We start from the raw sequence: 25,949 nt of genomic DNA on the forward strand, positions 1-25,949 counted from the left end.
AATAACGACAGGTCGCTAATCATTATTCTTTACCTGAATGATAACTGTGTAGGAACAGTTTCTTATGCTCGGCTAATGATCCAATTAGAACACTAGGGAATTAAGATAATAAAAAAGCCTGTAGATTTTCATCTACAGGCTTTTTGTTAAAGATTAAAACTCTAAAGAGTAATAACTAAATTAATAGTTACTTCTTAGCTTCAGCAGCTTTTCTTTCTTTAACTTGAGCGATAACTTTCTCAGAAACGCTGTTTGGACACTGTGCGTAGTGAGCGAATTCCATAGAGAATTGGCCACGACCAGAAGTCATAGTACGTAGTGAACCGATGTAACCGAACATTTCTGAAAGCGGTACGTCAGCCTTAATACGAACACCAGTAACACCAGCGTTTTGGTCTTTGATCATACCACGACGACGGTTAAGGTCACCAATTACGTCACCAACGTTGTCATCTGGGCTGAATACGTCAACGTTCATGATAGGCTCAAGAAGTTCTGCACCAGCTTTTGGCATAGATTGACGGAATGCGCCTTTAGCAGCGATTTCGAACGCGATAGCTGACGAGTCAACTGCGTGGAAAGCACCGTCAGTTAGTTCTAGTTCAACGTCTAGCACTGGGAAGCCTGCAACAGTACCAGTCTTCATCATGCTTTCGAAGCCTTTCTCAACTGCTGGCCAGAATTCCTTAGGAACGTTACCACCAACTACTGAAGACTTGAACGTGAAGCCAGTGTTAGCTTCGCCTGGACGGATAACGTAGTCGATCTTACCGAACTGACCAGAACCACCAGACTGCTTCTTGTGAGTGTAGCTATCAGCGATTTCGCGAGTGATAGTTTCACGGTAAGCAACTTGTGGCTCACCTACAATTAGCTCAACGCCGTAAGTACGCTTAAGGATATCTACCTTAATGTCTAGGTGAAGCTCACCCATACCTTTAAGGATAGTTTCGCCTGAGTCTTCGTCAGTTTCTACGCGGAATGATGGATCTTCTGCGATCATCTTACCGATAGCGATACCCATCTTCTCTGAACCACCTTTATCTTTTGGTGCTACAGCGATAGAGATTACTGGCTCTGGGAATACCATTGCTTCAAGAGTACAAGGGTGCTTAACATCACATAAAGTGTGACCAGTTTGTACGTTCTTCATACCAACGATCGCGATGATGTCACCAGCTTGTGCGTAATCAAGTTCGTTACGCTCATCAGCTTGCATTTCACACATACGGCCGATACGTTCAGTCTTACCAGTTGCACTGTTAAGAATCGTGTCGCCTTTACGTAGCTGACCTGAGTAGATACGTACGAATGTTAGTGCACCGAAACGGTCATCCATAATCTTGAATGCTAGTGCTTTTAGTGGCTCGTCAATAGATACTAGAGCGTGCTCACCAGTTTCGTTACCTTCTTCGTCAGTTAGAGGCTGTGGATCAACTTCTACTGGATCTGGTAGGTAATCAACAACTGCGTCAAGAAGAAGCTGCATACCTTTGTTCTTGAATGCAGAACCACAGTATGTTGGGAAAACAGCCATAGTACGAGTACCCTTACGGATACAACGCTTAACGTCTTCGATAGATGGCTCTTCGCCTTCCATGTATGCTTCTAATAGATCATCGTCTTGCTCAAGAGCAGTTTCGATTAGCATTTCACGGTATTCTTCAACTTGGTCAACCATGTCAGCTGGAATGTCTTCGATGCGGTAGTTTTCCGCTTCGCCAGTCTCGTCCCATACCCATGCTTTACGAGTAAGAAGATCTACAACACCAGTAAATTCGTCTTCGATACCGATTGGTAGAACCATTACTAGTGCGTTAGCAGCTAGAACGTCTTTAGTTTGCTTAACAACACGTAGGAAGTCAGCACCCATACGGTCTAACTTGTTTACGAAGATGATACGAGCAACGCGAGAATCGTTAGCATAGCGCCAGTTAGTTTCTGATTGTGGTTCAACACCACCAGAACCACAGAATACACCGATACCACCGTCAAGAACTTTAAGAGAACGGTAAACTTCTACTGTAAAGTCAACGTGGCCAGGGGTGTCAATAACGTTGAAACGGTGATCGTTCCAAAAACAACTAACAGCAGCAGACTGAATGGTAATACCACGCTCAGCTTCCTGTTCCATGAAGTCAGTTGTAGATTCGCCGTCATGAGTTTCACCAGACTTATGGATCTTACCGGTTAGCTTTAGGATACGCTCAGTTGTAGTAGTCTTACCCGCGTCAACGTGAGCAAAGATACCAATGTTTCTGTACTTTGATAAATCAGTCATTTTTCTACTCTATTGGAGTTACGTTCTAAAATTCCGCGCAAGTATAGCAATACTTTTCAATTTATTTTATTCATTTTTATCATTCAGGGCTAAATTAAACGAAATATCATAAAAAAATCACATTTTATAGCCAAAACTAAGCTCAAAAATCCGTTTGCAAAGGCTTGAGGAACCTAGCATGTGGCTTTTTTCGCTGAATTTTTTATCGACATAGAATAAATGGGCATACGATTGCGCGAAGCTGAAGCTAGTTTAGTCAAATTTAATCCAAAAGGACACAAGCAAACCTAAGTAAGCATAGCTATGATTGATGAAAGAATGGCTTTATCGACGTCATCAGGAATAAGTCGAAGCACGCTTGTGTGTATTGGGCACTTTAACTGGTGCCTTTAATGAGTATTAATCGTTTTGCTGATCCTCAACGTATCTCTGGTAATGATGCTTCTATTGCCAACGAGTCGTTATTATCCCATAGATACAGTGGGTTTTAAGGCTTCGTTGTTTGACATAACGCGCAAACGAATTTGATTGAGGACACTTGTTGAGGGCAGTTGATGCAGACTTTAGTTAGCCTTGGGAGGGGTGAGCACTTGTCTTGGGCTAAGGGCAGTTTTGTAGCTAAATCAATACCTATGTTTTTTGCCCATTGCTTTGGTCGTGGGGCTTGTATCATGATGCTGCGAGTCTGTAGCGTACTATTTGGCTTGTTATCTTTTCAGTCTATGGCTGCTGAGATTGACATTGCTGAGATTGACATTATTGACATCAGTGTTCCGGACGCCGAAAAAGTAAAAGTGAAGCTATGGGTCGACCATGGTCTGGATGCTGTGAGCAAGACGTTAGGTCCGCTGCCGCAAAAACGTATCGAAATAGAAGTGATACAGCAGCGTAATGCTCGTGAACCGGTTCCTTTTGCCGAAGTGATCCGCGATAACCCCATTAAAGTTAAGTTGACCGTTGATGCTTTCGCTACTTTAGACGATTTTATAGAAGATTGGACTTTGTACCATGAGTTGTCGCATTTATATTTGCCATATTTAGATTATCCCTCCTTTTGGCTTACAGAGGGTTTTGCAACTTATATGCAATATGTGGTGATGCTTAATAGTCAGATAATTAATCGTCAGTCGTTTATTGAGCGTATGCGCGATGGTTTCATTCGTGGCGCCAATCAAATAAAAAAGCATCCAGGTCGACTTGCTGATGTGGCGGATGATATGTGGCAGAGAGGGCATTTAAGCGAGTTTATTGGTCTGGTGCGGCGTTTTTTGTTGAAGTTGATTATCAATTAATGAGTCAAGGCCTTAGTCTTGCGAATGTTATTACACGTTTTAGCCAATGTTGTTTAAGTAAAAATAATACCGGGAAACAGCTAATGACTGAATTTGATCATCTTACAAATACCACGGTTTTTACTGACGCTTACTTACTGTATGCAAAGCGACGGGACTTTCCTAAAATCTCTGCTCTTCAAATTGAGAGAGTTGCTGATTATTACTCTGAGCATTAAAGCCGTTAAATAAACAAGCAACAATGGCTAAACATCAGAGTTGTCTAGCAAAGAAAACACGAATCACACCAATATATACGTTTAAATGCAGCGAAGTGGCATAACAACATTTATGCCACTTTTTGAGGCTAAATTGCCGAAAAAAAAACAAAGCGCTGTCACTAACCGTGACTAATAAAATCGCCAGCGGCATTAGGTAAACTAGACTGTTTTGCAACCGCTTTCATTGCCTTGGTTAGCTTACTTAAGTCCGTCGAACTAATGCAGTAAGGCGGCATAATATAGATAAGATTAGAGAAAGGTCTAATCCACACGCCTAAATCTACAAATTGCTGCTGAAGCTCGGCGGTATTAAGGGTACTAGACATTTCTAATACACCTACGCCACCTAAGACTCTGACATCTACAACATTCGAATAATCGGCTGCTTCTGCTAACTCCATTTTTAATTGAGCTTCGATGGCACAGATTTGTTGTTGCCAATGATTCTCTTTGATGAGTTTAAGGCTCGCTACTGCAGCTGCGCAAGCTAATGGGTTCCCCATAAAAGTAGGACCATGCATGAACACACCTGCTGGAGAGTCACTTACTCCTTGTGCGACTTCGTCACTGCATAGGGTAGCGGCTAAAGAAATATAACCACCAGTTAGTGCCTTACCCAAACAAAGGATATCAGCTTCAATAGCACTATGTTCATAGGCAAAAAGTTTGCCTGTGCGGCCAAACCCGGTAGCTATCTCATCTAATATAAGTAGCACATTATATTTGTCGCACAATTTACGCAGTGCAGCTAAGTAGTCTGGGTGGTAAAAACGCATACCGCCAGCACCTTGCATGATAGGCTCAACCAGCACTGCTGCAATTTGTTGATGACTATCTTCAAATAATTGGGCGATTTCGGTCAGTTCTTGCGGATCAAACTCTTCACCGAAACGAGATTGCGGCGCGGGGGCAAACAACTGTTTGGTAACCAGTTCGCCAAACATGGTGTGCATACCGCCTTCTGGATCACAAACACTCATGGCAGCAAAAGTATCGCCATGGTAACCGTTCTTGATTGTGAGGATCTTTTGCTTGTTTGGCTGAGCTCGACCTTGCCAATACTGCAGTGCCATTTTCATGGCAACTTCAACAGAAATTGAACCAGAATCGGCTAAAAAGACCTTGGTTAATTTAGGGCTGGTTAGTTCTACAAGTAAACGAGCTAGCTCAACTGCTGGTCGATGAGTTATTCCGCCAAACATAACATGGCTCAATTGCGCCGTTTGTTGCTGCATGGCCGCAACAATTTTCGGGTGACTATAACCATGAATACAAGCCCACCAGGAACTCGTACCATCGATTAACTTGCTACCGTCTTGCAATTGTAATTCAACACCTTCAGCTGCCACCACACCGTAAGCGGGCAGCGAATTAGTCATTGACGTATAAGGATGCCACAAATGATCTTTATCAAATTGAAGGTCAATACTGTTTGTCGTAGACTGATTATATTTGCTCATAAATTAACCGTTAGTAAACCTTTTAGTTCGTATGACATTGACAGGTTACGGCCTGCAGGTATGCTAAGCAAGAAAAATATAGTCGTAATTAACTAGGCACTTATTTGTAGTTATTTGTTTTTTATATTAAATAGTGTATTACCCTGTACAGGTTTATATTGATTAGTCACTTAGTCGAATACCTAAGGGGTTATTTGCAATATAAAGCGAATGCAGTAAATAACCTCAATATTAAAGATTGGTCTAGTTATAGCGGTAACTCACCAGTTAACAACAATTAATAATAACGTCTTGTGATTTGAAATCAGTGAGCAAAAGGGAACCAAATGTCTGAAGTACAGCTAAGAAATGATTGGAAACGTCAAGAAATTGAAGCACTTTTTGCTTTGCCAATGAACGATCTTTTATTTCAAGCGCACAGTATTCATCGCCAAGAATTTGATCCAAATGAAGTTCAGATCAGTCGTTTGTTATCGATTAAAACCGGTGCTTGCCCTGAAGACTGTAAGTATTGCCCACAAAGCGCTCGTTACGACACAGGTCTTGAGAAAGAGCGCTTAATGGCGATGGAAACAGTATTAACAGAGGCGCGCAGTGCAAAAGCTGCTGGTGCTTCACGTTTTTGTATGGGCGCTGCTTGGCGCAACCCTAAAGAGCGCGACATGCCATACTTAAAGACCATGGTCGAAGAAGTCAAAGCGTTAGGCATGGAAACGTGTATGACCTTAGGCATGTTGTCAGCAGATCAAGCTAATACACTGGCAGAGGCTGGTTTAGATTATTACAACCATAACTTAGATACTTCTCCAGAATATTATGGCGATGTGATCACCACTCGCACTTATCAGAGCCGTTTAGATACCCTAAGCAATGTACGCGCATCAGGTATGAAAGTATGTTCAGGTGGTATTGTTGGTATGGGTGAAAAAGCGACAGACCGCGCAGGACTCATTCAACAGCTTGCCAATCTAGATCAACACCCTGATTCGGTACCGATTAATATGTTGGTAAAAGTCGAAGGTACGCCATTTGAAAAGCTTGATGATTTAGATCCATTAGAATTTGTGCGCACAATCGCTGTTGCGCGTATCACTATGCCTAAATCTCGGGTGCGTTTATCTGCAGGTCGTGAAAATATGACCGAAGAGTTGCAAGCAATGTGCTTCTTTGCCGGTGCTAACTCAATTTTCTACGGTTGTAAGCTGTTAACGACACCAAATCCTGAAGAAAACGATGATATGGCGTTATTTAAAAAGTTAGGCTTGCACCCTGAGCAAGGCGTAGCAGCCACTAAAGAGCAAGATCAAGCGATGCTTGCCAAAGCTGCTGCACAGCAAGATAAGAAGCAATCAGCGTTTTATGATGCTGCTGCGCTCTAGTTGCACTTGAAGGGCATAAATAAGCGCAAAAACAAATAAAGAGTAATTAAAGCAACAGCTAAAATCGTAGAAATCTAACCATTGCAATCGCTTATACCTCGGAGACTTACAGAGAGGTATAAGCACTACACGCTTTTAAATTGAGCCTAATCAATGTCAGAAAGTTCCAATCAAGCACAACTACTAGAAACCCTTACAACTCGTATTGTTAATCGAAATTTAGCGCTTAACGAGCAAGGTTTATTGAGAAAACGTACCAATCTAGTACTGGATCCTAGTCAGTCAAATTACTTTGAAGTTGATGCATTACCCTATGTTAATTTCAGCAGTAATGATTATTTAGGTTTATCAACATCCGCAGAGGTCGTTGATGCACTGCATCAAGGTGCTAAAGACTATGGTGTCGGCAGCACTGCTTCACCGCTCGTTGTTGGTTATACAGAGGCACATGTAAAGCTTGAAAAAGCACTCTGCGATGTCACAGGTCATGAAGCGGCATTACTATTTTGTTCCGGTTTTAGCGCTAACAATGCCATGATGAAAACCTTGTTTGAATCCCATGATGTGGTAGTTGCCGATAAGTTTATTCACGCGTCTGTCATCGATGGTATTCAAGATAGTGGCGCGACACTAAAACGTTTTACTCACAATGACGTTGATAGCGCTAAGTCTTACTTTGACCGTTTTAGTCCCAGAGCACTGATCACTGAAAGCGTATTTAGCATGGATGGTGATATAGCGCCGCTAGCTGAACTTTCTGCGCTTTGTCAGCAAAACAATGCGTGGTTGATTGTCGATGATGCCCATGGCTTTGGTGTCATTGGTGAAGATGGTTTTGGCGTCACTAGGCTTGCTGATGAGGTGAAAGTTGATGCGCAGTTAGTCACATTCGGCAAAGCGCTTGGTGGACAAGGGGCTGCGATTTTAGGTAGTCGTGAGTTAATTGATTTTCTGGTTGCTAATGCACGTCATTATATATATTCAACGGCGTTATCACCTGCGAGTGCAGCAGCTGTTTTTACTGCGCTAACGGTAATAGAGAAACAACCAGAATTAAGACAAAGACTCAATGACAACATCAGTTATTTTCGAGCCCAGTGCGCGAACAACAATATTGAGCTAACTGATTCGTTAACTGCGATACAACCGATTATTTTAGGCGACAGCGCTAAAACCATGGCTGTTGCTCAGCGCCTTAAAGAACACGGGTTTTGGTTAGGAGCAATTAGACCGCCAACTGTAGCTCAAGGTAGCGCAAGGCTAAGATTGACACTAAACACTAATCATTGTCAGCAAGATATCTCGGCTTTAGTTGATGTGTTAGCTGATATTTTAAATAATGACTAATCATTAAATGAATGATCGACACTTTTTAGGATCCAATGCAGTGAATAAAGGATCAAATGGGCTAAGCCAGCGGGTGGCGACATGTTTCTCTGCTGCTGCAGATCAATACCATAGTTATGATGTGTTGCAGCAGCAAACTGCTAAACGATTACTGGCACAAATGTCGCCCTGTAAACATTTGTTAGATATTGGAGCAGGTCCAGGCACTAGCTTTACTCACCTAAACGGGTTAGAGCAAGTTACCAGTCTTGATATTGCGCCGGGCATGCTACGAATATTGGCTACTAACTTTCCTGAATACCTAGCCGTTTGTGGAGATGCACAAAACCTGCCTTTTGCGTCAGCAAGCGTTAACGGGATCTACTCTAATGTAGCCCTGCAGTGGTGCGATGATTTGGAGCTGGCAATTAGCGAGGCTAATCGAGTATTAACAGCTGGCGGGGAAATCAATTTAAGCATAGTGGCGCAAGATAGTTTGTATCAGCTACGCGATCTCGGTTTTAAAATAAACCAGTTTATAGCACCAAGTCGTTTGCTGGCATGTTTTGATACTGATCTTTGGCATATTGAGGTGTGCGAGACTCAAGCGGTTAATGTTTATTTTTCTGATCTCAAAGCGATGTTGCAGTCAATCAAAGGGGTAGGGGCTGCGATTGTTAAGCCTGCGAAAGCCACTAACTTGCCTCAAGTCACACTGAGAGGACGTAAAGATTGGCAAGCACTGCAAGCTAAGGCAGAGTTGAGCCGAGCCCCAGAGGGCCTTCCCCTAACTTATAATATTAGCTTTATTAAGGCGCGCAAAAAGCGTTAATCGCAGCTGAGCGACTTGGAGAGAACATGACTTTTTTTGTAACCGGTACAGATACCGACTGTGGTAAAACGCTTATCTCATCTGCTTTATTAACTGCTGCTAAAGGTGAAACTCTTGGTTTTAAACCAATTGCATCAGGTTGTGCTACAACTGAAAGTGGTTTGCGTAATAGCGACGCCTTAGCGCTAATGGCGGCCTCAACCATCAAACTGCCTTATGAAGATATTAATCCTTTTGCTTTTGAACCTGCTATAGCTCCGCATATTGCAGCTGCAGAGAAAGGTGTTGAGTTGCTTCCTAACCGTATCACGGCACAACTTAAAATGGCAGAGTATGTTGGTGCCGATTTTTGTGTGATTGAGGGTGCTGGTGGTTGGCGTTTACCACTTGGACAAGGGCATTTCTTATCTGAAGTTGTGCAATCAATGCAACTACCAGTGATCCTTGTTATTGGTATGAAATTGGGTTGTTTAAACCATGCATTATTAACTGCAGAAGCAATTAAGGCCGATGGTTTGAATATTATTGGTTGGGTTGCAAATCAAGTGGATCCAGAGATGGCTAATCAAGCTGAGAATCTGGATTTTCTAAAACAAAACATAACTGCACCTTTTATTGGCTATGTCCCCTATCTTGCAGAGCCATCAGCAGCGAATGCGGCAGAATACCTAGATCTTAGTGTTTTAGGTTAATTAGTCACTAGCACAATTAAGATTGTTTGGGTAAATGGTTTACCACATAAGTGCTAAATCATTTGCCGTTAAAGGTTTTATGTAGACGTGTAGTGCTAGAATACTTGCTTGCTAATTGAGCAATTAAGTCAGCGTATCTCATTGTTAAAAAAGATTAATCAATAACAGACAGAATATTAGGGTAACGGGGATCATTTTAATCTTAGATTAATGAACTCACCCTAGAATCTGAGCGCCTGATATAAAGTGGAGCGAAGTCGTCTACTATTGAAGCGACAAGGCAAAATTTTTGCTGTCTCCCCTTGAAATCTCGTTTACCGGACATATTATGTCTTTTAAGAGTGTATATCAGGTACTTTGTATCCTACAGGAGCTTAAATGAAGCGTATATTTTTACTGATTGCCACTAACATGGCGATCTTACTAGTGGCATCTATTGTGATGTCTATTTTAGGTGTAAACACCTCAACCATGGGCGGACTACTTGTATTCGCAGCAATTTTTGGTTTTGGTGGTGCATTTATAAGCTTAGCTATTTCAAAGTGGATGGCTAAAAAGACCATGGGTTGTGAAGTGATCACAACACCACGTGATAACACTGAGCGCTGGTTAGTTGAAACCGTTGCACGTCAAGCAGAGCAAGCTGGGATTAAAATGCCAGAAGTGGCAATTTACCAATCTCCAGAGCTAAACGCATTTGCAACAGGTCCAAGCAAGAACAATTCTTTAGTTGCAGTAAGTAGCGGCCTATTGTACGGCATGAGCCAAGATGAAATCGAAGCTGTACTTGCTCACGAAGTTAGCCACGTAGCTAACGGAGACATGGTGACATTGACCCTTATCCAAGGCGTTGTGAACACCTTCGTTATTTTCGCTGCTCGTGTTGTAGCTGGCATTATCAATAACTTCGTTGCAAGTAACGATGAAGAAGGTGAAGGCCTAGGTATGTTTGCATACATGGCAGTCGTTTTCGTTCTTGATATGTTATTTGGTATTTTGGCTTCAATCATCGTTGCTTACTTCTCACGAATTCGAGAATACAGAGCCGATGAAGGCGCTGCAAAACTTGCTGGTAAAGAGAAGATGATTGCAGCACTTGATAGATTACGCCAAGGCCCTGAAACAGGAGCAATGCCAGCATCTATGTCTGCACTTGGTATTAACGGTAAGAAGTCTATGGCGGAATTGATGATGAGTCATCCACCACTAGAAAAGCGTATTGCGGCGTTACGCGCTAGCTAATATTGCATATTGCTAAACAAAGCGGTTTGAGTTGATAAAGCTCAAACCGCTTTTTTATTGCTCAAAATCAAGGTGATAAATAGTGAAAACGAGCATATTCCACGAGTTAATTTGATTGAGCGCACGTTTTGCCCAAAACCACAATGATATGATCTTGCAGCTAAATTAGTTGCGAATTAGATAATGCTTAGCTAAATTAATCTAAGTCGTGCTAAAAAATATTGATCGCAAGATGAAAACAACCTGACATATAAGTTTTCACTATGCGCCCATCAAATGAGGATACAATTGTGAGCAATAAACTACTGAGCGTAATCTTTGGCGCGGCATTCGCTGCGTTAGCACTATCTCCTTCTGCTTTTGCTGAAGGTCAAGAACTTGCTGAAATGCATGCAGAAATGGACGGTTGTGAGGCGTGTCACGCTGACGGTTCTCCATCTGCAGACGGCGAGTATGAATTTGAACAGTGCCAAGCTTGTCACGGTACATTAGCTGAAATGGACGCAGTTCACCAACCACATGATGGCATGCTAATGTGTGCTGACTGTCACGCACCGCACGAAATGAATGTCGGTGATAAGCCAACTTGTGACAGCTGTCATGATGACGGTCGTACAGCTGAGTCTGTACTTAAGTAATTTTGAATTAATTCAAAACTCTAAATTGAGCCAGCTAGAAAGCTGGCTTTTTTATGGCTAAAATTTGATGAGTATATCTCGTTGTTATGTGTTCAATTTTTTGATTAAACATCAAGTGATTAACATTATTTAGCACGTTAGTGTCGAGTAATTATGCTGCTCTATGTCTTGCTGCCTTTTATAGTTATTACACTATCGACGGGGTGAAACTTTGCTATATTCGTGGAGAAATCGCGGGTTTAGTGGCATAACTTGTACATAAACTCTCCCCATTCTGCTCGGTTTTTATGATTAAAGACCACATGTATTCACTTAAATCATTTCCATATTGTGTGCACTCTTAGTGCATATAAATGCACTTAAGTTGGGCGTATATTGATTTTTCCTCTTACTTGTTAGCCTTGTATAACGCATTTTCTAGAATTAAAACAGTTGTTTAAATTTTGGCTTATTATTTGCTTTGTCTCCTATATGACTTTCATTGAGGAGCGAGCAAATGCCGAGCTGTAAAACAACATGCGCTTACTGCGGTGTAGGCTGCGGGATAGAGATCAGCCGAGGTATATCAGAGGAAAAAAATTTCAAAGCTTCGATAACTCAATCTGATAATGCTTTTAAAAAGGTCAGTGTATCTAGGTCGAGGGAGGGTAATCTTAAGCATATCGATCTATATGGCGACGCAATACATCCTGCAAATTTTGGTGAGTTATGTGCCAAGGGCATGAGTTTGCTTGAAGGGACAAAGGTCCCAAATAAACTGCTTTATCCACGATTAAACCGAAGACAGAACCATTGCGATAGTGACAAGGACGAGACTGAAACAGTAAAAGTCAATGCCAGCAAAACGATTATTTGGGACGAGGCGATCGATAAGATTGCATCGAAATTTAACAGCATTATTGCAAAGCATGGCCCTGATTCAATTGCGTTTTATTTATCAGGGCAATTGCTTACAGAAGATTATTACGTTGCAAATAAGTTGGCTAAAGGCTTTTTAGGCTGCGCAAATATCGATACTAATTCGCGTTTGTGTATGTCTTCAGCCGTCACTGCGCATACTCGTGCTTTCGGTGAAGATGTTGTTCCAGGTTGTTATCAAGACTTTGAATTGGCAGATGTTATTGTTCTTGTTGGAGCCAATACCGCTTGGACACACCCGGTATTGTTTAAACGCATTCTTGCGGCCAGAGAACAAAAGGGAACTAAGTTGGTGGTTGTCGATCCTCGTAAAACCGCTACGGCATCTTATGCCGATCTGCATCTGCAATTGCAACCAGGATCAGATCTGGCTTTATTTAATGGGTTATTAAGTGCAATTAGTCACTCAAGTCGAAAAAATCCTTTTTATATTCAAAATAATACCCAAGGATTTGAAGAAGCAATTCAAGCAGTAAACTCATGTCATTCTCTTGAGAAGGTGGCTGTTAAAACGGGGTTAACAGTTAAAGATATTAGCTGGTTTTATCAGCTCTATACCGCGACTGCGCCTCTGGTTTCAGCAGCAAATAAAGTTGTTACAGCCAGTGGGCAAGGTGTAAATCAATCTCTTATCGGTACAGACACCTATAATGCCATTATTAATTGTCATCTAGCGATGGGCGATATAGGACAACCTGGTTGTGGACCTTTTTCTTTAACTGGTCAGCCAAATGCAATGGGCGGACGTGAAGTTGGTGGTATGGCGACCCAACTTGCTGCACATATGGGATTTACTTTGCAGGAGCGCAACTTACTTAGTGAGTATTGGCAAACAGAGTCTGTAGTAAAAAGCAAAGGACTTACCGCGACAGAAATTTTCAGCCAGATGGCGTCGGGTGAAATCAAGGCCATATGGATAATGGGTACTAATCCATTAGTGTCATTACCCGATACGTCTTTAGTTAAACGAGGACTTAAGCGCTGTGAGTTTGTGGTGGTGTCAGATATTACTGCTGATACAGATACGGCTAAATACGCAGACTTACTTTTGCCTGCCCAAGGTTGGTCAGAAAAGTCAGGAACGGTGACCAATAGTGAGCGGACCATTAGTCGCCAGCGTCGTTTTGTTACACCACAAGGCGAATCAAAAGCAGACTGGTGGGCTATTTGCGAAGTCGCGAAGGCGCTTGGATTTAAACAAGGTTTTAATTTTACCAATAGTCATCAGATTTTTACCGAGCACGCGATGCTTACCGATAAAGTGGTTAGTCACTTTCCCAATAAGCAATTTACCTTAGCTGGTTTAAGCCATATCAGCGAGCAGGAGTACGACCAGTTTGGGCCAATGCAGTGGCCTATTACCAAAAAGAGCGAGCAATTAAGCTGTTTGCAAATTAATACTTTAAGTAAAGATAAGCCTCAAGAGCTGCTTAATATTCCCCTAAAACAAAAAACGCTACAACCGTCTCAATATTTACCTCAAAAACGCTTATATCAAGATGGGCGTTTTTCAACGAACAATGGTTTGGCCAATTTCATTGCAACGCCTTTGTTAACACAAGAAGTTGATAAAAAGTCTGTGTCAAATGGAATATGGCTTAACTCTGGCAGATCGCGAGATCAGTGGCACACCATGACGCGAACGGGTCATATTGCCAGCCTATCGGCAAGTGATTATCAACCTGAGGTTTTGCTTAACCCTTTTACCTTGGATAAATTGCAGATGGCTTCTGGAGATCTTGTCAAACTGACTGGGGTTAATTCAAATGAAAACATGTTTGCAAGAGCGGTTGCTGATGAGGCTATGTTACCGGGCTCAGCTTTCTGTTCGATGCATTGGTCAACTCAATTTAGCCACAGTGGGGGGGTCAATCAGCTACTGGAAAGTTATGTAGATCCTTGGTCATTGCAACCAGGGTTTAAGCACCAACGGGTGCAAATTGAGGCTTATCCCGTTGCGGTTCAAGGGATCATCTGGGGTACGTCTGTTGTGGATTTCAGACAGCTTATTTGGTGTGTAAAGCAAACCATTAATGATGGTGTTTGTCATCATTTTGCGGCGGTAAAAGCAGAGCTTGTTAGTAAAGCATTTAGCGATGCAGTTGGTTTATCAAATATCCCTGCGCAAACATTGGAGTGGCAGTTTTCAGGTTACACGATTACCTGTTTGCTCAAGCAAGGCTCTGTCATTGGTCTTTGCATTAGTGATAGCCGAGAAGTCAAAGTTGATGTGAATGCGGTGCAAGCTCTGCTTAATCAACGCGTTGATAATGAATGGCTAAGCAAGCTATCTAGGCTTATTAAAGCAGGTGGAAGCCCGTTAATTTGTGCTTGTAACGGCGTAACTCAAGCTGCGATCTCTGCCAATATGCTTGAGACAATACAAACTCTTGGCACTGAGCAACTTGAGGTAACCCAATTGGTAAATAATGCTAAGCAAACATTAGGTTGTAGTGCTGCTTGTGGCAGTTGTCTTAATCAAGTCACAGATCTTGCGAGAGTGGCGCTAAAATCCGCAGAACTGGCGACACAGGAGGTGGCATGATGCAGGGAATAGAATTTATTAAGCAGGTGCTATTTAAGTCTTTGAACAATATAAAATTTATTAATTCTGAAACGGTTGAGGAGTTTAGCGCTCAACAATTGACAACTTCTCAACTTAGTGGGCAATTGAATATTGATGAATTGTGCTCGCTCAAGCGAACTGGTGTGGAAAGTACAAACACAGAGACAAGAATTCAGCAACTAAAGCAACTTGCCTTACAGTGCTTTAAGAGCTCTGAGCAAAATAAACTCATTAATAAACAATATCAGATTGTAAAAATTGTTGGCGCAGGCTGTGGTGACATTGAGTTACTCACTTTAAAAGCGGCAAAGGTGATTACAGAGGCGGATGTCATTGTTTATGACAATTTAGTTTGTGCAGAGATTTTACAATTAGCAGCGACTCATTGCCGCCTTATCTACATGGGGAAGCGTTTTGCACAGAAAAGTCGTACCCAGGATGAGATTAACCAAAGTCTTTATCATTTGGCTATCTCGGGGGTAAAAGTGGTGCGACTCAAAGGTGGCGACCCAAATGTTTTTGGCCGCGGAGGTGAAGAGGCACTATTTCTAGCTAAACGGGGTGTTAAGAGCGAGTTTATTGCTGGTGTTACTGCGGCTTTGGGTTGCGCCGCAAGCAGTGGCATCCCACTGACCCATAGAAAAGTAGCTCGAAGCGTCACTTTTGTTACTGGCAGAACCTGCGATAACAAAAAAGAGCAAGCAGTTATAGATGAATGGCAAGGCTTGCTTTCAGCTAATAGCACCTTAGTGTTTTATATGGGTAAAGAGAAGGCGTTAGATATTGCAACGGGATTAATGTTAGCTGGCGCAGAAGGCTGTTTACCTGTTGCTTTTATTACCAATGGTGCAAGGCAATCACAGACAATAAAGTTCAGTCGTGTTGATCAAATGGCGCAAGATGCACTAAGCATCAAGCAAACCGGGCCGACGCTCATCATAGTGGGAGAAGTGGTCTCGATTGGCGCTGAGCTTGAACATTGCCTGGCATTTTGTTCACAATCTATTGCCGCTAATGAGTGTGTATATGGATAAAGCAAACCTATGTGCAGTATCAACGAGCAATTTACTAATGGGACATATTGGTAGCTGCAAACCTGATAAGCTGATTGACAAAGCCGGCTATATAAAACTTATCCAGGCGCTGGGACGCGGAAAAAAAGGCTCGCGAAGCTTAAGCCTTAATGAAAGTTTTCAACTCATCCAAGGATTTAAATTTGGCATTGGAACGGCGGCTCAATTAAGTGCAGCGCTTATGTTAATGCGAGTTCGAGGTGAAAGCGCCGAAGAGATTGCAGGGGTAACACTTGCGCTAAAGCAAAGCGTTGATCCCCAGTGGCAATCGCTAAATATTACCCTTGATTGGCCTTGTTACGCAGGTAAACGCGATCAGTTACCTTATATGCTCTTTTGTGCCAAAGCTTTGGCAAAGCAAGGTGAGCGAATACTTATTCATGGTGACAATCGTGTATTGCATCATCGTCATCATGTAGGCGATGTCATTCAAGCTTTAGGCATAGTTGAGGTCAACTCAGCTGCGGAGGCTCAAGTTATATTAGACCGAGATGGGCTTTGTTATGTCAATGCAGACAAGCTCACCGCATTTGCCGATACCTTTAAAGATCTTCACCAACAATTAGGCTTAAGAAGCCTTTATCAAACGGCGATACGCTGTTTGAATCCCGGCAATGCTCAATTAAACATACGCAGTTATTTTCACGGTGGTTTAGCATCGCTGCACGTTAAGGTTGCTAAGCTTTTGGCGCAGTACGTGCCAGCATCAAGGGTGTTGATTTTTAAAGGCTATCAAGGTGAAGCTGAAATTAATCCAAGATGCAGTACTAAGCTGTTTATTAGTCCGTGGCAGGATATTGATTGTCAATCTGCTGGCGTTAGCGGCGAGGACGAAGTGTTAAGCATTAATCTACCGACAGCGTTAGATATGCTGAGAGGTGATAAGTTACTTGCCAAGCATTTGTCTGCAAACTGGTTAACCACCTTAATTGGGAGTAACACCGAATATTTACCGACAAAAGTCGCTACTGTTGACGTTGAGAAAGAAACCGTTATCGACACAAATGAGCGCGTCCGTGCAAAGGCGGTCATTGAAAGCACGCTATCCGCAGTAAATTTACTAAAAAATCCATCATTAACCTTAACTGATGCACGTAGACAGGCCGAGCATTTAACTGAGCAAAGCTTTGCCTATTTAATTCGAGATATTAAAAGCCCTGAGCTGATGAACAGCCCTGAGCGAATAGACAGCTCTGAGCGGGTAGATAGTCCTGAACAGGTAAACAGCCCTGAGCTGATAGATAGCCTTGAGCTGATAGATCGACTCGAGCAGAGGGACAGTTCTGACAGTATAAATAGCCCTGAAACCAAGCAAGTTCCAAAGCTAACGAGTCGTAATAAGCAAGAGGAGTCTGCAAATGCGCATTATTAGCTTTACGGAATCGAGCGACCAGTGCTATGTGAGCCAGCTAAATCATGCAGGGCATCAACTGCTGCCAATATCGAATTTATTAGAATGTGAGCGTATTCATTTTGAAGCACAGTCAGACTTGTTGCTGTTAAACCTTAAAAAAATCACCGAGAGTCATTTAGCGTTTATTGCTCGCTTAATGGATTTTTCCCCCGTGAGCTTGATTGTTTGCAGTGAGCAGATCAGCGAAAACCAGTTAACGCGTTTACTACAGTGCGGGCGCATAACGTATACGCCGCAAACATTATCCGCGAGCCGTATTAATGCTGTGATAGAGCTGGCGTTACTGCGTTTTAAAGTGGCGAATAACACATTATCTAAAATTGAGCATCTTGAGCAGAAATTAGTTACTGAGCAAATTATTTATCAAGCGAAAAGTAAGTTGCAATCAGTTGGACTTAATGAACAGCAAGCACATCAACAATTGCAGCAATATGCTATGCAGCATGGAACAAGCCTTGTTGCTGTGGCAAAAGAGTTGTGTAAGTAGTCCTGCACTGTCGATGTTCTCCAATGAACCAAATAAGTGCAAGTAAAGTGAGTCAGTTAGCCGTGCTGAAAAAGCACAGCGAGACGATAAATGTTTTTATCTAATTAAAACAGTGACCTGCATTCGCTTTCGTGCGGGTGTTTAAGCTGGCATGCGTTTTGCGACTGATTGAATGATGTGCTCTTAGTAGCATGAGCTTAGTAACACAGACGTATTAATTATAAAGCAGCTTTAAAATGGTCTGGTTATTAAAAGCTGCCATCAAAATTTAATGGATTTCGGGCAAAGGCGCCATCTTCTGTAGAGGAGTGGCGCCTTTTTGTTTGCCCAAAATAGTTAACACAGGGGGCGTGAAATGGAACAAGCAAAACAGAAATTGCTAGTTGTGGGTAACGGCATGGTTGGGCATTACTTTATTGAGCAACTGTGTCAGCAGAAAATGAGTCAATATTACGATATTCAAGTGTTAGGTGAAGAGCAAATTGCCGCTTACGATCGCGTCCAGTTATCAAAATATTTTGAATCGGGTAGCGCAGACAGCTTGATGCTAGCCAGTCAAGCAGAGTATCAAAAACAGGGCGTCACCTTGCATTTAGGCCAAAAAGCGACGGCGATTGATACTGCTAATAAACAGGTTGTGACTGAGCAGGGGCGGATGAGTTATGACAAACTCGTATTAGCCACTGGCTCATACCCATTTGTGCCGCCAATTAATGGTAATGATAGGTCTGATTGCTTGGTGTATCGCACTATTGACGATCTAAAGGCCATTGAGCAAGCAGCTAGCCGTTCTCGCTCTGGCGTCGTCGTCGGCGGCGGTCTTCTTGGACTTGAGGCCGCTAATGCGCTGCAGTCATTAGGGCTCGATACTCATGTCGTGGAATTTGCGCCTCAGTTAATGTCTGTACAGCTTAATGAGCGCGGGGGACAACTGTTAAAACAGAAAATTGAAGCGCTTGGCGTTAACGTCCATCTAAATAAGGCCACCACAGCAATTGTTGATGGAGAGCGTGCTCGTCATCGAATGAATTTTAGTGACGGTAGTTTCCTTGAAGCCGATATGTTGGTCTTTTCAGCGGGGATCCGCCCACAAGATAGCCTAGCGAGAGGCACAGATATCGAGGTAGGGGAGCGCGGTGGCATTGTTATTGATGACTACTGTCAAACTTCAATTACCGATGTTTTTGCCATTGGTGAGTGTGCATTGTGGCAGCAAAAAATATTTGGATTAGTAGCGCCTGGTTACCAAATGGCGAATGTCGTGGCATCACAAATCACAGCCGAGTACCTCAATAATACGCCAAGTCAGTTTAAGGGCGCAGATATGAGCACCAAGCTTAAACTGCTGGGAGTTGATGTGGCTTCCATTGGTAAAAGTCGCGGCTTTGAAAATGCCCAATATGTTGAACTGTCTGATAGACAGGCGGGGATCTACAAAAAACTTTGGCTTGATGAAACCGGCGAATACTTAAAAGGGGCGGTATTGGTTGGCAATGTGGATGAATATACCAGTTTACTCAGCGCGTATTTGTCAGCAGAGCCACTGGAGGCGCCTGCAGCGACATTGTTACTGGCTGATAATTCAGCCCCGATTAGTCTAAAAGATAATGCGATAGTGTGTTCTTGTCATCAGGTAACCAAGTCCGCTATCTGTGAACAAGTTCGAGAAGGAAAACATAGTTTAACAGAAATTAAATCCTGCACTAAAGCCGCTTCAGGCTGTGGTGGCTGCGCTGCAGTGGTTGAGCAAATTATTGATGAAGCGCTAGTTGAGCAAGGTATAGAAACAGAGCAAGGGGTGTGTTGCCACTTTGAACATGATAGACAAGCCTTGTTTCATTTGTGCCAAGTTGGCGGCATTAAAGACTTCAGCACGCTTTATCAACAACACGCAAAAGCCGGTGCGTCAAGCTTAGCGCTAGGTTGTGAGATCTGTAAGCCATTAGCGGCGTCGATTTTCGCCACATTAGACAATGACTATGTGCTTTCAGAGCAGCATGTGGCGCTGCAAGATACCAATGATGCTTACTTAGGTAATTTGCAAAAAGATGGCAGTTACTCAGTCGTACCACGTATTGCTGGTGGCGAAATCACTCCTGATAAATTGATTGCCATAGGTGAAATAGCTAAAAAATTTGACCTTTACACCAAAATCACTGGTGGCCAAAGAATTGATATGTTTGGGGCGCAATTATCAGAGCTACCGCAAATATGGCAACAATTGATCGAAGCTGGGTTTGAAACGGGTCATGCCTATGGTAAGTCGTTACGTACGGTAAAGTCCTGTGTTGGTGATACTTGGTGCCGTTACGGCGTACAAGACTCGGTTAGCTTAGCCATCGCATTAGAAAATCGTTATAAGGGCCTGCGCGCTCCGCACAAAATTAAAATGGCCGTATCAGGCTGTACGCGTGAATGCGCCGAAGCCCAAAGCAAAGATATCGGTGTGATTGCATCCGAAAATGGCTGGAACCTTTATGTTTGCGGTAATGGTGGCATGCGCCCACGACATGGGGATTTGTTTGCGACTGACTTATCGACAGAGCAGTTGGTCAGTTACATTGATCGGATCTTGATGTTCTATTCGAAAACAGCAGGCAGATTACAACGCACTTCTGTATGGATGGAGTCATTAGCGGGCGGCCTCGAATATCTGCAATCTGTGATTATTGGCGATGAACTTGGACTCGCAGCAGAGCTTGAAGCACAGATGAAAAAGGTGGTGAGCAGCTATCAGTGTGAATGGCAGACCAGTCTAAATGATAAACATTTCCTCAGTCGTTTTGATGAGTTTGTCAACCCTCAAGATGCGCCTGAATATAGTGAAAATCCATACCAATATCTGCGTGAGCAGAAATTTCCAATGCAGTCTGATGTACAAACATTTTCCACGGTAATCCCGTCAGCTAACAGGGTTGGAGATATTGCCGTTTCCATAATTGAAGAACAGGAGGTCATATTATGAGTTGGGTAACCTTATGTGAAGAGGCTGCGCTGCCAAGTAATAGAGGCGTAGCAGCATGGGCCTTAGGTAAAGCGATAGCCTTGTTTAATATGGGCGATAAAGGCATATTCGCACTTGATAATATCGATCCTGCAACAGGTGTAAGCGTGTTATCAAGAGGGCTAATTTGTGAGTTGGGCAATCAAATGTATGTGTCTTCTCCTATTCATAAACAGCACTATGATTTGCAAACCGGTCAGTGTTTAGAAAGCGCTACACTGAAGGTTAACTGTTATGAGGTAAAAAAGCTGCAGGGAAAAATTTTAGCTAAAGTTACATCTGTACCAACGCATATTGAGCAGCAATCAAGCCAAAGTGAGGAGGAATAAAATGAGTAGTCAAAAATTTAACCTCTTTAGCTTTAGTGGCAAGATGAAAGTTATGCATTTGAGTTGGATGGCGTTTTTTATCACCTTTGTTGTCTGGTTTAACGCAGCGCCGCTTATTAGTGTTATTGCCGATAGTATTGGCCTCACCAGCTCGCAAATTAAAACTTTATTGATTTTAAATGTTGCGCTGACGATTCCTGCGAGAGTCATCATAGGTATGGTCACTGACCGATTTGGCCCCAGAAGAGTGTATTCATTGTTGTTGGGCTTGTGCTCCATTCCTTGTTTTATATTTGCTGTCGGCACTAGCTTTGAACAGCTTGCTTTGGCGCGGTTCCTAATTGGCTTTATTGGCGCCGGTTTTGTGATTGGGATCCGTATGGTGAGTGAATGGTTTCCGGCTAAGGAGTTAGGCGTTGCTGAAGGAGTATATGGTGGTTGGGGTAACTTTGGCTCAGCCGCTGCGGCCTTTACCTTACCTGCGATAGCGCTAGCATTTGGTGGACAAGATGGTTGGCGTTACGCTATTGGCTTAACAGGCTTAATGAGCTTAGTTTTTGCTTTTATTTATTACTTTAACGTAACCGATACACCTAAAGGCTCAACCTATTTTAAGCCTAAAAAAGCAGGAGCGATGGAAGTCAGTAGTAAAGGCGATTTTGTTCTACTGGTGGTAATGAAGCTTCCTATGTATGCCACCTTAGGATTACTGGCTTGGAAACTCTCGCCAGCGGGTGTTGCAATGCTTTCAGCTAATATGGTCAATGGCATTTATCTGTTGTTATTTGCTATTTTTGCCGCCGATTTTTTGCAAACATTTAGTGTTAACAAGCAGGTGTTTACTGGGAAAGTGCCCGAGTTTGAACGCTATCAGTTTAAACAGGTGGCAGTGCTAAACGTACTCTACTTTTCAACCTTTGGTTCTGAACTCGCAATCGTGTCTATGTTACCCCTATATTTTGCCGAAACATTTGAATTAGGTATGGCCCAAGCGGGTATGGTTGCATCCTCTTATGCTTTTATGAATCTAATGTCTCGCCCTGGCGGTGGCTGGTTAAGTGATCGTTTTGGCCGCAAATCAACACTGCTCATATTAACCGCAGGACTTGCATTAGGTTATTTTGGTGTTGCACAAATAGACAGTAGCTGGGGATTACCTTTTGCTATTGCCATGGTTATGCTGTGCTCTTTCTTTGTGCAAAGTGGAGAAGGCGCGGTATTTGCTGCTGTGCCGTTAATTAAGCGCCGCCTAACAGGGCAAATTGCAGGCATGACTGGAGCGTACGGTAATGTGGGCGCGGTGTTTTTCCTAACGGTTTACTCCATGGTATCTACTCAGACTTTTTTCTATGTCATTGCTGCAAGCGCGGTATTTGGATTTTTTACACTGTTCTTTATGACAGAGCCCAAAGGTCATATTGCTGAAGTCAACGATGACGGTGAAGTGACATTAATTAGTGTCAGTTAAGACAATGGCTAGCACTGAATTGAAAGGCGAGGTATCTCGCCTTAAAGCCAGCTCTGGCGATACGTTGGCCACTATGAGTCGATCATCTTCTATTGATGGTGAACAGCACAGCTTTCCTTTCGCAACGGAAGTACAGCTGTGCTTATCGGCTGGTCAGTTTTCAGATAAAGGGGCTAAGGCGGAAAATGAGGATGCTATCGGGATCCGCGTTCCTAGTGGCCATTTGCTGACAAGTAAAGGAGCGGTATCAGCGATTAGCGATGGCGTTAGCCTTGCCGAAAAAGGCGCTGCAGCTTCAGCGATAAGCGTGAGCAATTTTTTAGCCGATTATTATTCAACTCCAGACCTTTGGTCAGTCAAGAAAGCGAGTTCAAAAGTACTAACGGCATTGAACCGTTGGCTTTATGGACTAGGTCAAGATTATAGAGATGCAAGGCGCGGCTATGTATGCACCTTTAGTGCGCTGGTGTTTAAATCCTGTCATTTACATATGCTGCATATTGGCGATTCAAGGATATATCGTTACCGGGAGGGGGAGCTACAACGTCTTTCTTGTGATCATATTAGTCTAGTAGGTAACGGCAACAAATACTTAGCCAGAGCATTAGGGTTAGATCTAAATATCGATGTGGATTATCAATCCATTGCATTAGCGGTCAATGACATTTATTTATTAATGACCGATGGTGTACATGATGTCTTATGCGATATTGATATTAAAAGCAAAATTGAAGCTCGTTTAACTAACGGTAAAATTGCATTTAACGATAATGATTGTGAGGAGGTTAGCCAGCAACTTGTAGAGTCTGCAATCAATAGTGGTTCGATGGATAATGTTAGTTGCCAATGTATTAGTGTGAATGCATTACCCGAGCAGACCTTAGATGATCTGCATCGTAGTTTTACTCAATTGCCATTTCCACCTCCATTAAGTGCAGGGATGAGGCTAGATGGTTACACCGTGCTTAAAATTTTACATCAGAGCCAACGCAGCCAAGTTTATCTTGTTAAGGACGTGCAAGGCCAACTTGCCTGCATGAAAACACCGTCACTTAATTATCAAGATGATCCCGCTTATATTGAGCGTTTTTTGCTGGAGAGCTGGGTTGGTGAGCGGATTAATAGTGCGCAAGTTATCACGATAAAAGACAAAGCCAGACCAAAGTCTGCGCTGTATTATTTAACAGAATATATAGAGGGAATAACATTACAACGCTGGATACAACTGCATCCTAAGCCTGATATACAAGTTGTGCTTGGTATTTTGAATCAAATAGAAGCTGGTTTACGCGCGTTTCATCGCAAAGAAACACTACATCAAGATCTGAAACCAGAAAATATCCTTATCGACAATAATGGTCAGGTTAAGATTATCGATTTTGGCGCTTGTTATATAAAGGGGATTGCTGAGATCTCAACATCTTTAGAACGAGATAGTATTCTTGGTACTGCTGATTATTCTGCCCCTGAAGTTCTGCTGCGATATAAAGCAAGCTATCAAGTCGATCTATATTCATTAGCCGTTATTGCGTTTGAAATGCTAACAAATGAACTGCCTTTTAAAGCTAAGCAAGCTGACTGCTTGTTAGATAAAGACTTTAAACGACTTCGTTATATCCCTAGTTATTCGCTAAATCCTCTGATCCCCATATGGATGGATAGCGCATTACAAAAATCCTTGAAATTTGACCCAAAAGATCGTCATAACGATACGAGTGAATGGCTCTATGAAATGAATACTCCTGTGCGTGAGTGGCATAAACCTGTGGGGGAGCAATCATTACTAGAAAAACATCCATTGGCTTTTTGGCAAATCTTGAGTGGATTATTACTGGCCATAATAATGCTACTCGTTGTGTTTAGTGAATAGCGAAATGAGTTTTTTACCTTGTGCTCTTGATTAGCTGTTTTAAGTTGGGCTAAATAAAACCCGCAGTGAAGAAAGTTTCTGATTTGAATTAATAAGACTGTTTAGCTCATAGAAGAGTGTTTTGGCTCATTAACTGGTTGTTCGATGAGTGGATAGATGAGTTGAGGCTCGGTGAAGTCAAAGCTATAACAAAGGAATGTTTTATGCGATTAATATTTATTTTACCATTATTGATTTTATTACAAGGATGCAAGGCGACTACCTATACAAATACCCCAACGCCAACATTGCCTCAATTGGACTATGTTGCTGCGACATCTGAGCAGACCATTCCTACACCGGAAGATTTTTATCGATTAACCCCGGAGCAAATAACCGCACTAGAAGACTTTCTTCAACAAGAACATGTGGTTAACTTAGCTAATTATAAGCAAGCGTTTTTGTATATAAAAAAACGCTTAGTGAATTTTAATTACCAAGGTAAAAACTACTTTGCAAGTCAGTCGCTGGCAGATAATGGTGGTAACTGCATGGCATTAGCCATGTTAACGTTGGCGATTGCCAATGAAATGCAAGTGGAACTGCGTTTTCAGGTCATGCATACCATGCCTGTTTTACTTGATATTTCCGATAACGTCGCAGTGACATCCGATCATGTTCGAACATTAATGTACGAAACGGTTGAAGATCAGGAAGGAGCTATGTTTGGAAGAAACCGAATCAAAATTGATTACTTTCCTGATAAATACGATCGTGGTGGGAAAATAATCAATCAAGATGAGTTTTTTGCGATGTTTTATCGAAATCTAGCTGCAGATGCCATATTTGCGGGTAAGCTGGATTATGCTTATCGGTTACTAAATAAGAGCTTAACACTAGCACCAGACTATGAACCGGCAATTAATATGCAGGCTGTCGTACTTAGAAAGTTAGGTGATCTTAAGTCTGCTGAAAAGCTTTATCGTTATGGGTTAGAAGTGGCCGATAACAAGATCTCTCTGTTAAGTAATTATCATTTTTTACTGCGTTTACAAGGACGAACAGAGCAAGCTAGCCTTATCAAAGAACAATTATTGAATCTTGATGATCAAAGCCCCTACGCATGGTATTTGCAAGCAGTAGATGCTATGGCGCAACAAGACTATCAAAGTGCAAAGATATATCTTAATAAATTCCTGAAAAACACCCATTATTTTCATAAAGCTTATTACGACTTAGCGAAGGTATACTTTCAATTAGGCGAACCGCAACAAGCGAAAAAAGCTATTTCGCTAGCTCTTACTCACTCATCGTCTAGGGAAGATAAAGATGTTTACTTAGCTAAGCTAAATTGGCTTACGTCCTTGCAATGATAAAAGGTGGTTCTTATCTTGCTATTCGTCTATGGGCAAAGGAGCTTTATTAAGTGCCTTTACCCA

Annotated in this window: 18 protein-coding genes; 16 read left to right on the forward strand and 2 right to left on the reverse strand. The window is 42.4% G+C overall.

The genetic code is table 11. From position 1 onward, the window contains the following. Nucleotides 1-187 precede the first annotated feature (187 nt). The gene (gene fusA, locus L2740_RS00285) at nt 188-2,281 is read right to left on the reverse strand and encodes an elongation factor G (RefSeq protein WP_248947952.1); all 2,094 of its coding nucleotides are present in this window, start codon (nt 2,279-2,281) and stop codon (nt 188-190) included. 590 nt (nt 2,282-2,871) lie between these two features. On the opposite strand from fusA, the gene L2740_RS00290 reads away from it, so the two are divergent. Further along, nucleotides 2,872-3,573 (forward strand): hypothetical protein, encoded by a 702-nt coding sequence (locus tag L2740_RS00290; RefSeq protein WP_248947953.1) that lies wholly within the window; start codon nt 2,872-2,874, stop codon nt 3,571-3,573. Between the two features lie 379 nt (nt 3,574-3,952). Here the strand turns inward: L2740_RS00290 and bioA are convergent, their stop codons facing one another. Beyond that, complete coding sequence (gene bioA / locus L2740_RS00295) at nt 3,953-5,293, reverse strand: adenosylmethionine--8-amino-7-oxononanoate transaminase (RefSeq protein WP_248947954.1); 1,341 nt, start codon at nt 5,291-5,293, stop codon at nt 3,953-3,955. A gap of 326 nt (nt 5,294-5,619) precedes the next feature. Here bioA and bioB point away from each other — a divergent pair, with 326 nt between their 5' ends. The 15 genes from bioB (at nt 5,620) to L2740_RS00370 (ending at nt 25,883) form a co-directional block, all read left to right on the forward strand. After that, the gene (gene bioB, locus L2740_RS00300; protein ID WP_248471937.1) at nt 5,620-6,672 is read left to right on the forward strand and encodes a biotin synthase BioB; all 1,053 of its coding nucleotides are present in this window, start codon (nt 5,620-5,622) and stop codon (nt 6,670-6,672) included. 153 nt (nt 6,673-6,825) lie between these two features. Then, the gene (locus L2740_RS00305) at nt 6,826-8,019 is read left to right on the forward strand and encodes an aminotransferase class I/II-fold pyridoxal phosphate-dependent enzyme (RefSeq protein ID WP_248947955.1); all 1,194 of its coding nucleotides are present in this window, start codon (nt 6,826-6,828) and stop codon (nt 8,017-8,019) included. 40 nt (nt 8,020-8,059) lie between these two features. After that, the gene (locus L2740_RS00310; protein ID WP_248947956.1) at nt 8,060-8,830 is read left to right on the forward strand and encodes a methyltransferase domain-containing protein; all 771 of its coding nucleotides are present in this window, start codon (nt 8,060-8,062) and stop codon (nt 8,828-8,830) included. Between the two features lie 26 nt (nt 8,831-8,856). Then, on the forward strand, nt 8,857-9,522 hold the full coding sequence (gene bioD / locus L2740_RS00315; protein ID WP_248947957.1) for a dethiobiotin synthase: 666 nt from the start codon (nt 8,857-8,859) through the stop codon (nt 9,520-9,522). A 378-nt stretch (nt 9,523-9,900) separates the two neighbouring features. Then, nucleotides 9,901-10,764 carry a protease HtpX gene (htpX, locus tag L2740_RS00320; protein ID WP_248947958.1) on the forward strand — a complete coding sequence of 288 codons (864 nt, stop codon included), beginning with the start codon at nt 9,901-9,903 and terminating at the stop codon, nt 10,762-10,764. Nucleotides 10,765-11,054: 290 nt separating this feature from the next. Continuing rightward, entirely contained in the window at nt 11,055-11,402 is a 348-nt protein-coding gene (gene cctA, locus L2740_RS00325) for a tetraheme c-type cytochrome CctA (protein WP_220781994.1), read from the forward strand. Between the two features lie 496 nt (nt 11,403-11,898). Then, nucleotides 11,899-14,865, forward strand: a complete 2,967-nt coding sequence (locus L2740_RS00330; protein WP_248947959.1) for a nitrate reductase — start codon at nt 11,899-11,901, stop codon at nt 14,863-14,865. Beyond that, nucleotides 14,862-15,920, forward strand: a complete 1,059-nt coding sequence (gene cobA, locus L2740_RS00335; RefSeq protein WP_248947960.1) for a uroporphyrinogen-III C-methyltransferase — start codon at nt 14,862-14,864, stop codon at nt 15,918-15,920. Before L2740_RS00330 ends, cobA begins: the two co-directional genes overlap by 4 nt. Beyond that, a complete protein-coding gene (locus L2740_RS00340) occupies nt 15,913-17,331 on the forward strand; it encodes a glycosyl transferase (protein WP_248947961.1) in 1,419 nt (472 codons plus the stop codon). The genes cobA and L2740_RS00340 overlap by 8 nt, the downstream gene beginning before the upstream one ends. Then, nucleotides 17,318-17,860: an ANTAR domain-containing protein gene (locus tag L2740_RS00345; RefSeq protein WP_248947962.1), complete on the forward strand. Its 543-nt coding sequence runs from the start codon at nt 17,318-17,320 to the stop codon at nt 17,858-17,860. The genes L2740_RS00340 and L2740_RS00345 overlap by 14 nt, the downstream gene beginning before the upstream one ends. 355 nt (nt 17,861-18,215) lie before the next feature. Further along, the gene (nirB, locus tag L2740_RS00350; RefSeq protein WP_248947963.1) at nt 18,216-20,825 is read left to right on the forward strand and encodes a nitrite reductase large subunit NirB; all 2,610 of its coding nucleotides are present in this window, start codon (nt 18,216-18,218) and stop codon (nt 20,823-20,825) included. Further along, nucleotides 20,822-21,193, forward strand: coding sequence for a nitrite reductase small subunit NirD (nirD, locus tag L2740_RS00355; protein ID WP_248947964.1), 372 nt, complete (start codon nt 20,822-20,824; stop codon nt 21,191-21,193). Before nirB ends, nirD begins: the two co-directional genes overlap by 4 nt. 1 nt (nt 21,194) lies before the next feature. Beyond that, nucleotides 21,195-22,661 (forward strand): NarK family nitrate/nitrite MFS transporter, encoded by a 1,467-nt coding sequence (locus L2740_RS00360; protein ID WP_248947965.1) that lies wholly within the window; start codon nt 21,195-21,197, stop codon nt 22,659-22,661. Then, the gene (locus tag L2740_RS00365) at nt 22,651-24,531 is read left to right on the forward strand and encodes a bifunctional protein-serine/threonine kinase/phosphatase (RefSeq protein WP_338056214.1); all 1,881 of its coding nucleotides are present in this window, start codon (nt 22,651-22,653) and stop codon (nt 24,529-24,531) included. Before L2740_RS00360 ends, L2740_RS00365 begins: the two co-directional genes overlap by 11 nt. Before the next feature lie 203 nt (nt 24,532-24,734). Continuing rightward, nucleotides 24,735-25,883: a tetratricopeptide repeat protein gene (locus L2740_RS00370; protein WP_248947966.1), complete on the forward strand. Its 1,149-nt coding sequence runs from the start codon at nt 24,735-24,737 to the stop codon at nt 25,881-25,883. Nucleotides 25,884-25,949: the final 66 nt, after the last annotated feature.

This window comes from Shewanella pneumatophori, assembly GCF_023283895.1.
GTDB lineage: Bacteria > Pseudomonadota > Gammaproteobacteria > Enterobacterales > Shewanellaceae > Shewanella > Shewanella pneumatophori.

Bases quoted from the DNA above. Each gene is read 5' to 3' on its own strand.
- bioA (WP_248947954.1), bottom strand. From the start codon at position 5,293: ATGAGCAAATATAATCAGTCTACGACAAACAGTATTGACCTTCAATTT.
- L2740_RS00305 (WP_248947955.1), top strand. From the start codon at position 6,826: ATGTCAGAAAGTTCCAATCAAGCACAACTACTAGAAACCCTTACAACT.
- L2740_RS00360 (WP_248947965.1), top strand. From the start codon at position 21,195: ATGAGTAGTCAAAAATTTAACCTCTTTAGCTTTAGTGGCAAGATGAAA.
- cobA (WP_248947960.1), top strand. From the start codon at position 14,862: ATGATGCAGGGAATAGAATTTATTAAGCAGGTGCTATTTAAGTCTTTG.
- L2740_RS00370 (WP_248947966.1), top strand. From the start codon at position 24,735: ATGCGATTAATATTTATTTTACCATTATTGATTTTATTACAAGGATGC.
- bioB (WP_248471937.1), top strand. From the start codon at position 5,620: ATGTCTGAAGTACAGCTAAGAAATGATTGGAAACGTCAAGAAATTGAA.
- nirB (WP_248947963.1), top strand. From the start codon at position 18,216: ATGGAACAAGCAAAACAGAAATTGCTAGTTGTGGGTAACGGCATGGTT.
- L2740_RS00330 (WP_248947959.1), top strand. From the start codon at position 11,899: ATGCCGAGCTGTAAAACAACATGCGCTTACTGCGGTGTAGGCTGCGGG.
- fusA (WP_248947952.1), bottom strand. From the start codon at position 2,281: ATGACTGATTTATCAAAGTACAGAAACATTGGTATCTTTGCTCACGTT.
- L2740_RS00345 (WP_248947962.1), top strand. From the start codon at position 17,318: ATGCGCATTATTAGCTTTACGGAATCGAGCGACCAGTGCTATGTGAGC.
- htpX (WP_248947958.1), top strand. From the start codon at position 9,901: ATGAAGCGTATATTTTTACTGATTGCCACTAACATGGCGATCTTACTA.
- bioD (WP_248947957.1), top strand. From the start codon at position 8,857: ATGACTTTTTTTGTAACCGGTACAGATACCGACTGTGGTAAAACGCTT.
- L2740_RS00340 (WP_248947961.1), top strand. From the start codon at position 15,913: ATGGATAAAGCAAACCTATGTGCAGTATCAACGAGCAATTTACTAATG.
- nirD (WP_248947964.1), top strand. From the start codon at position 20,822: ATGAGTTGGGTAACCTTATGTGAAGAGGCTGCGCTGCCAAGTAATAGA.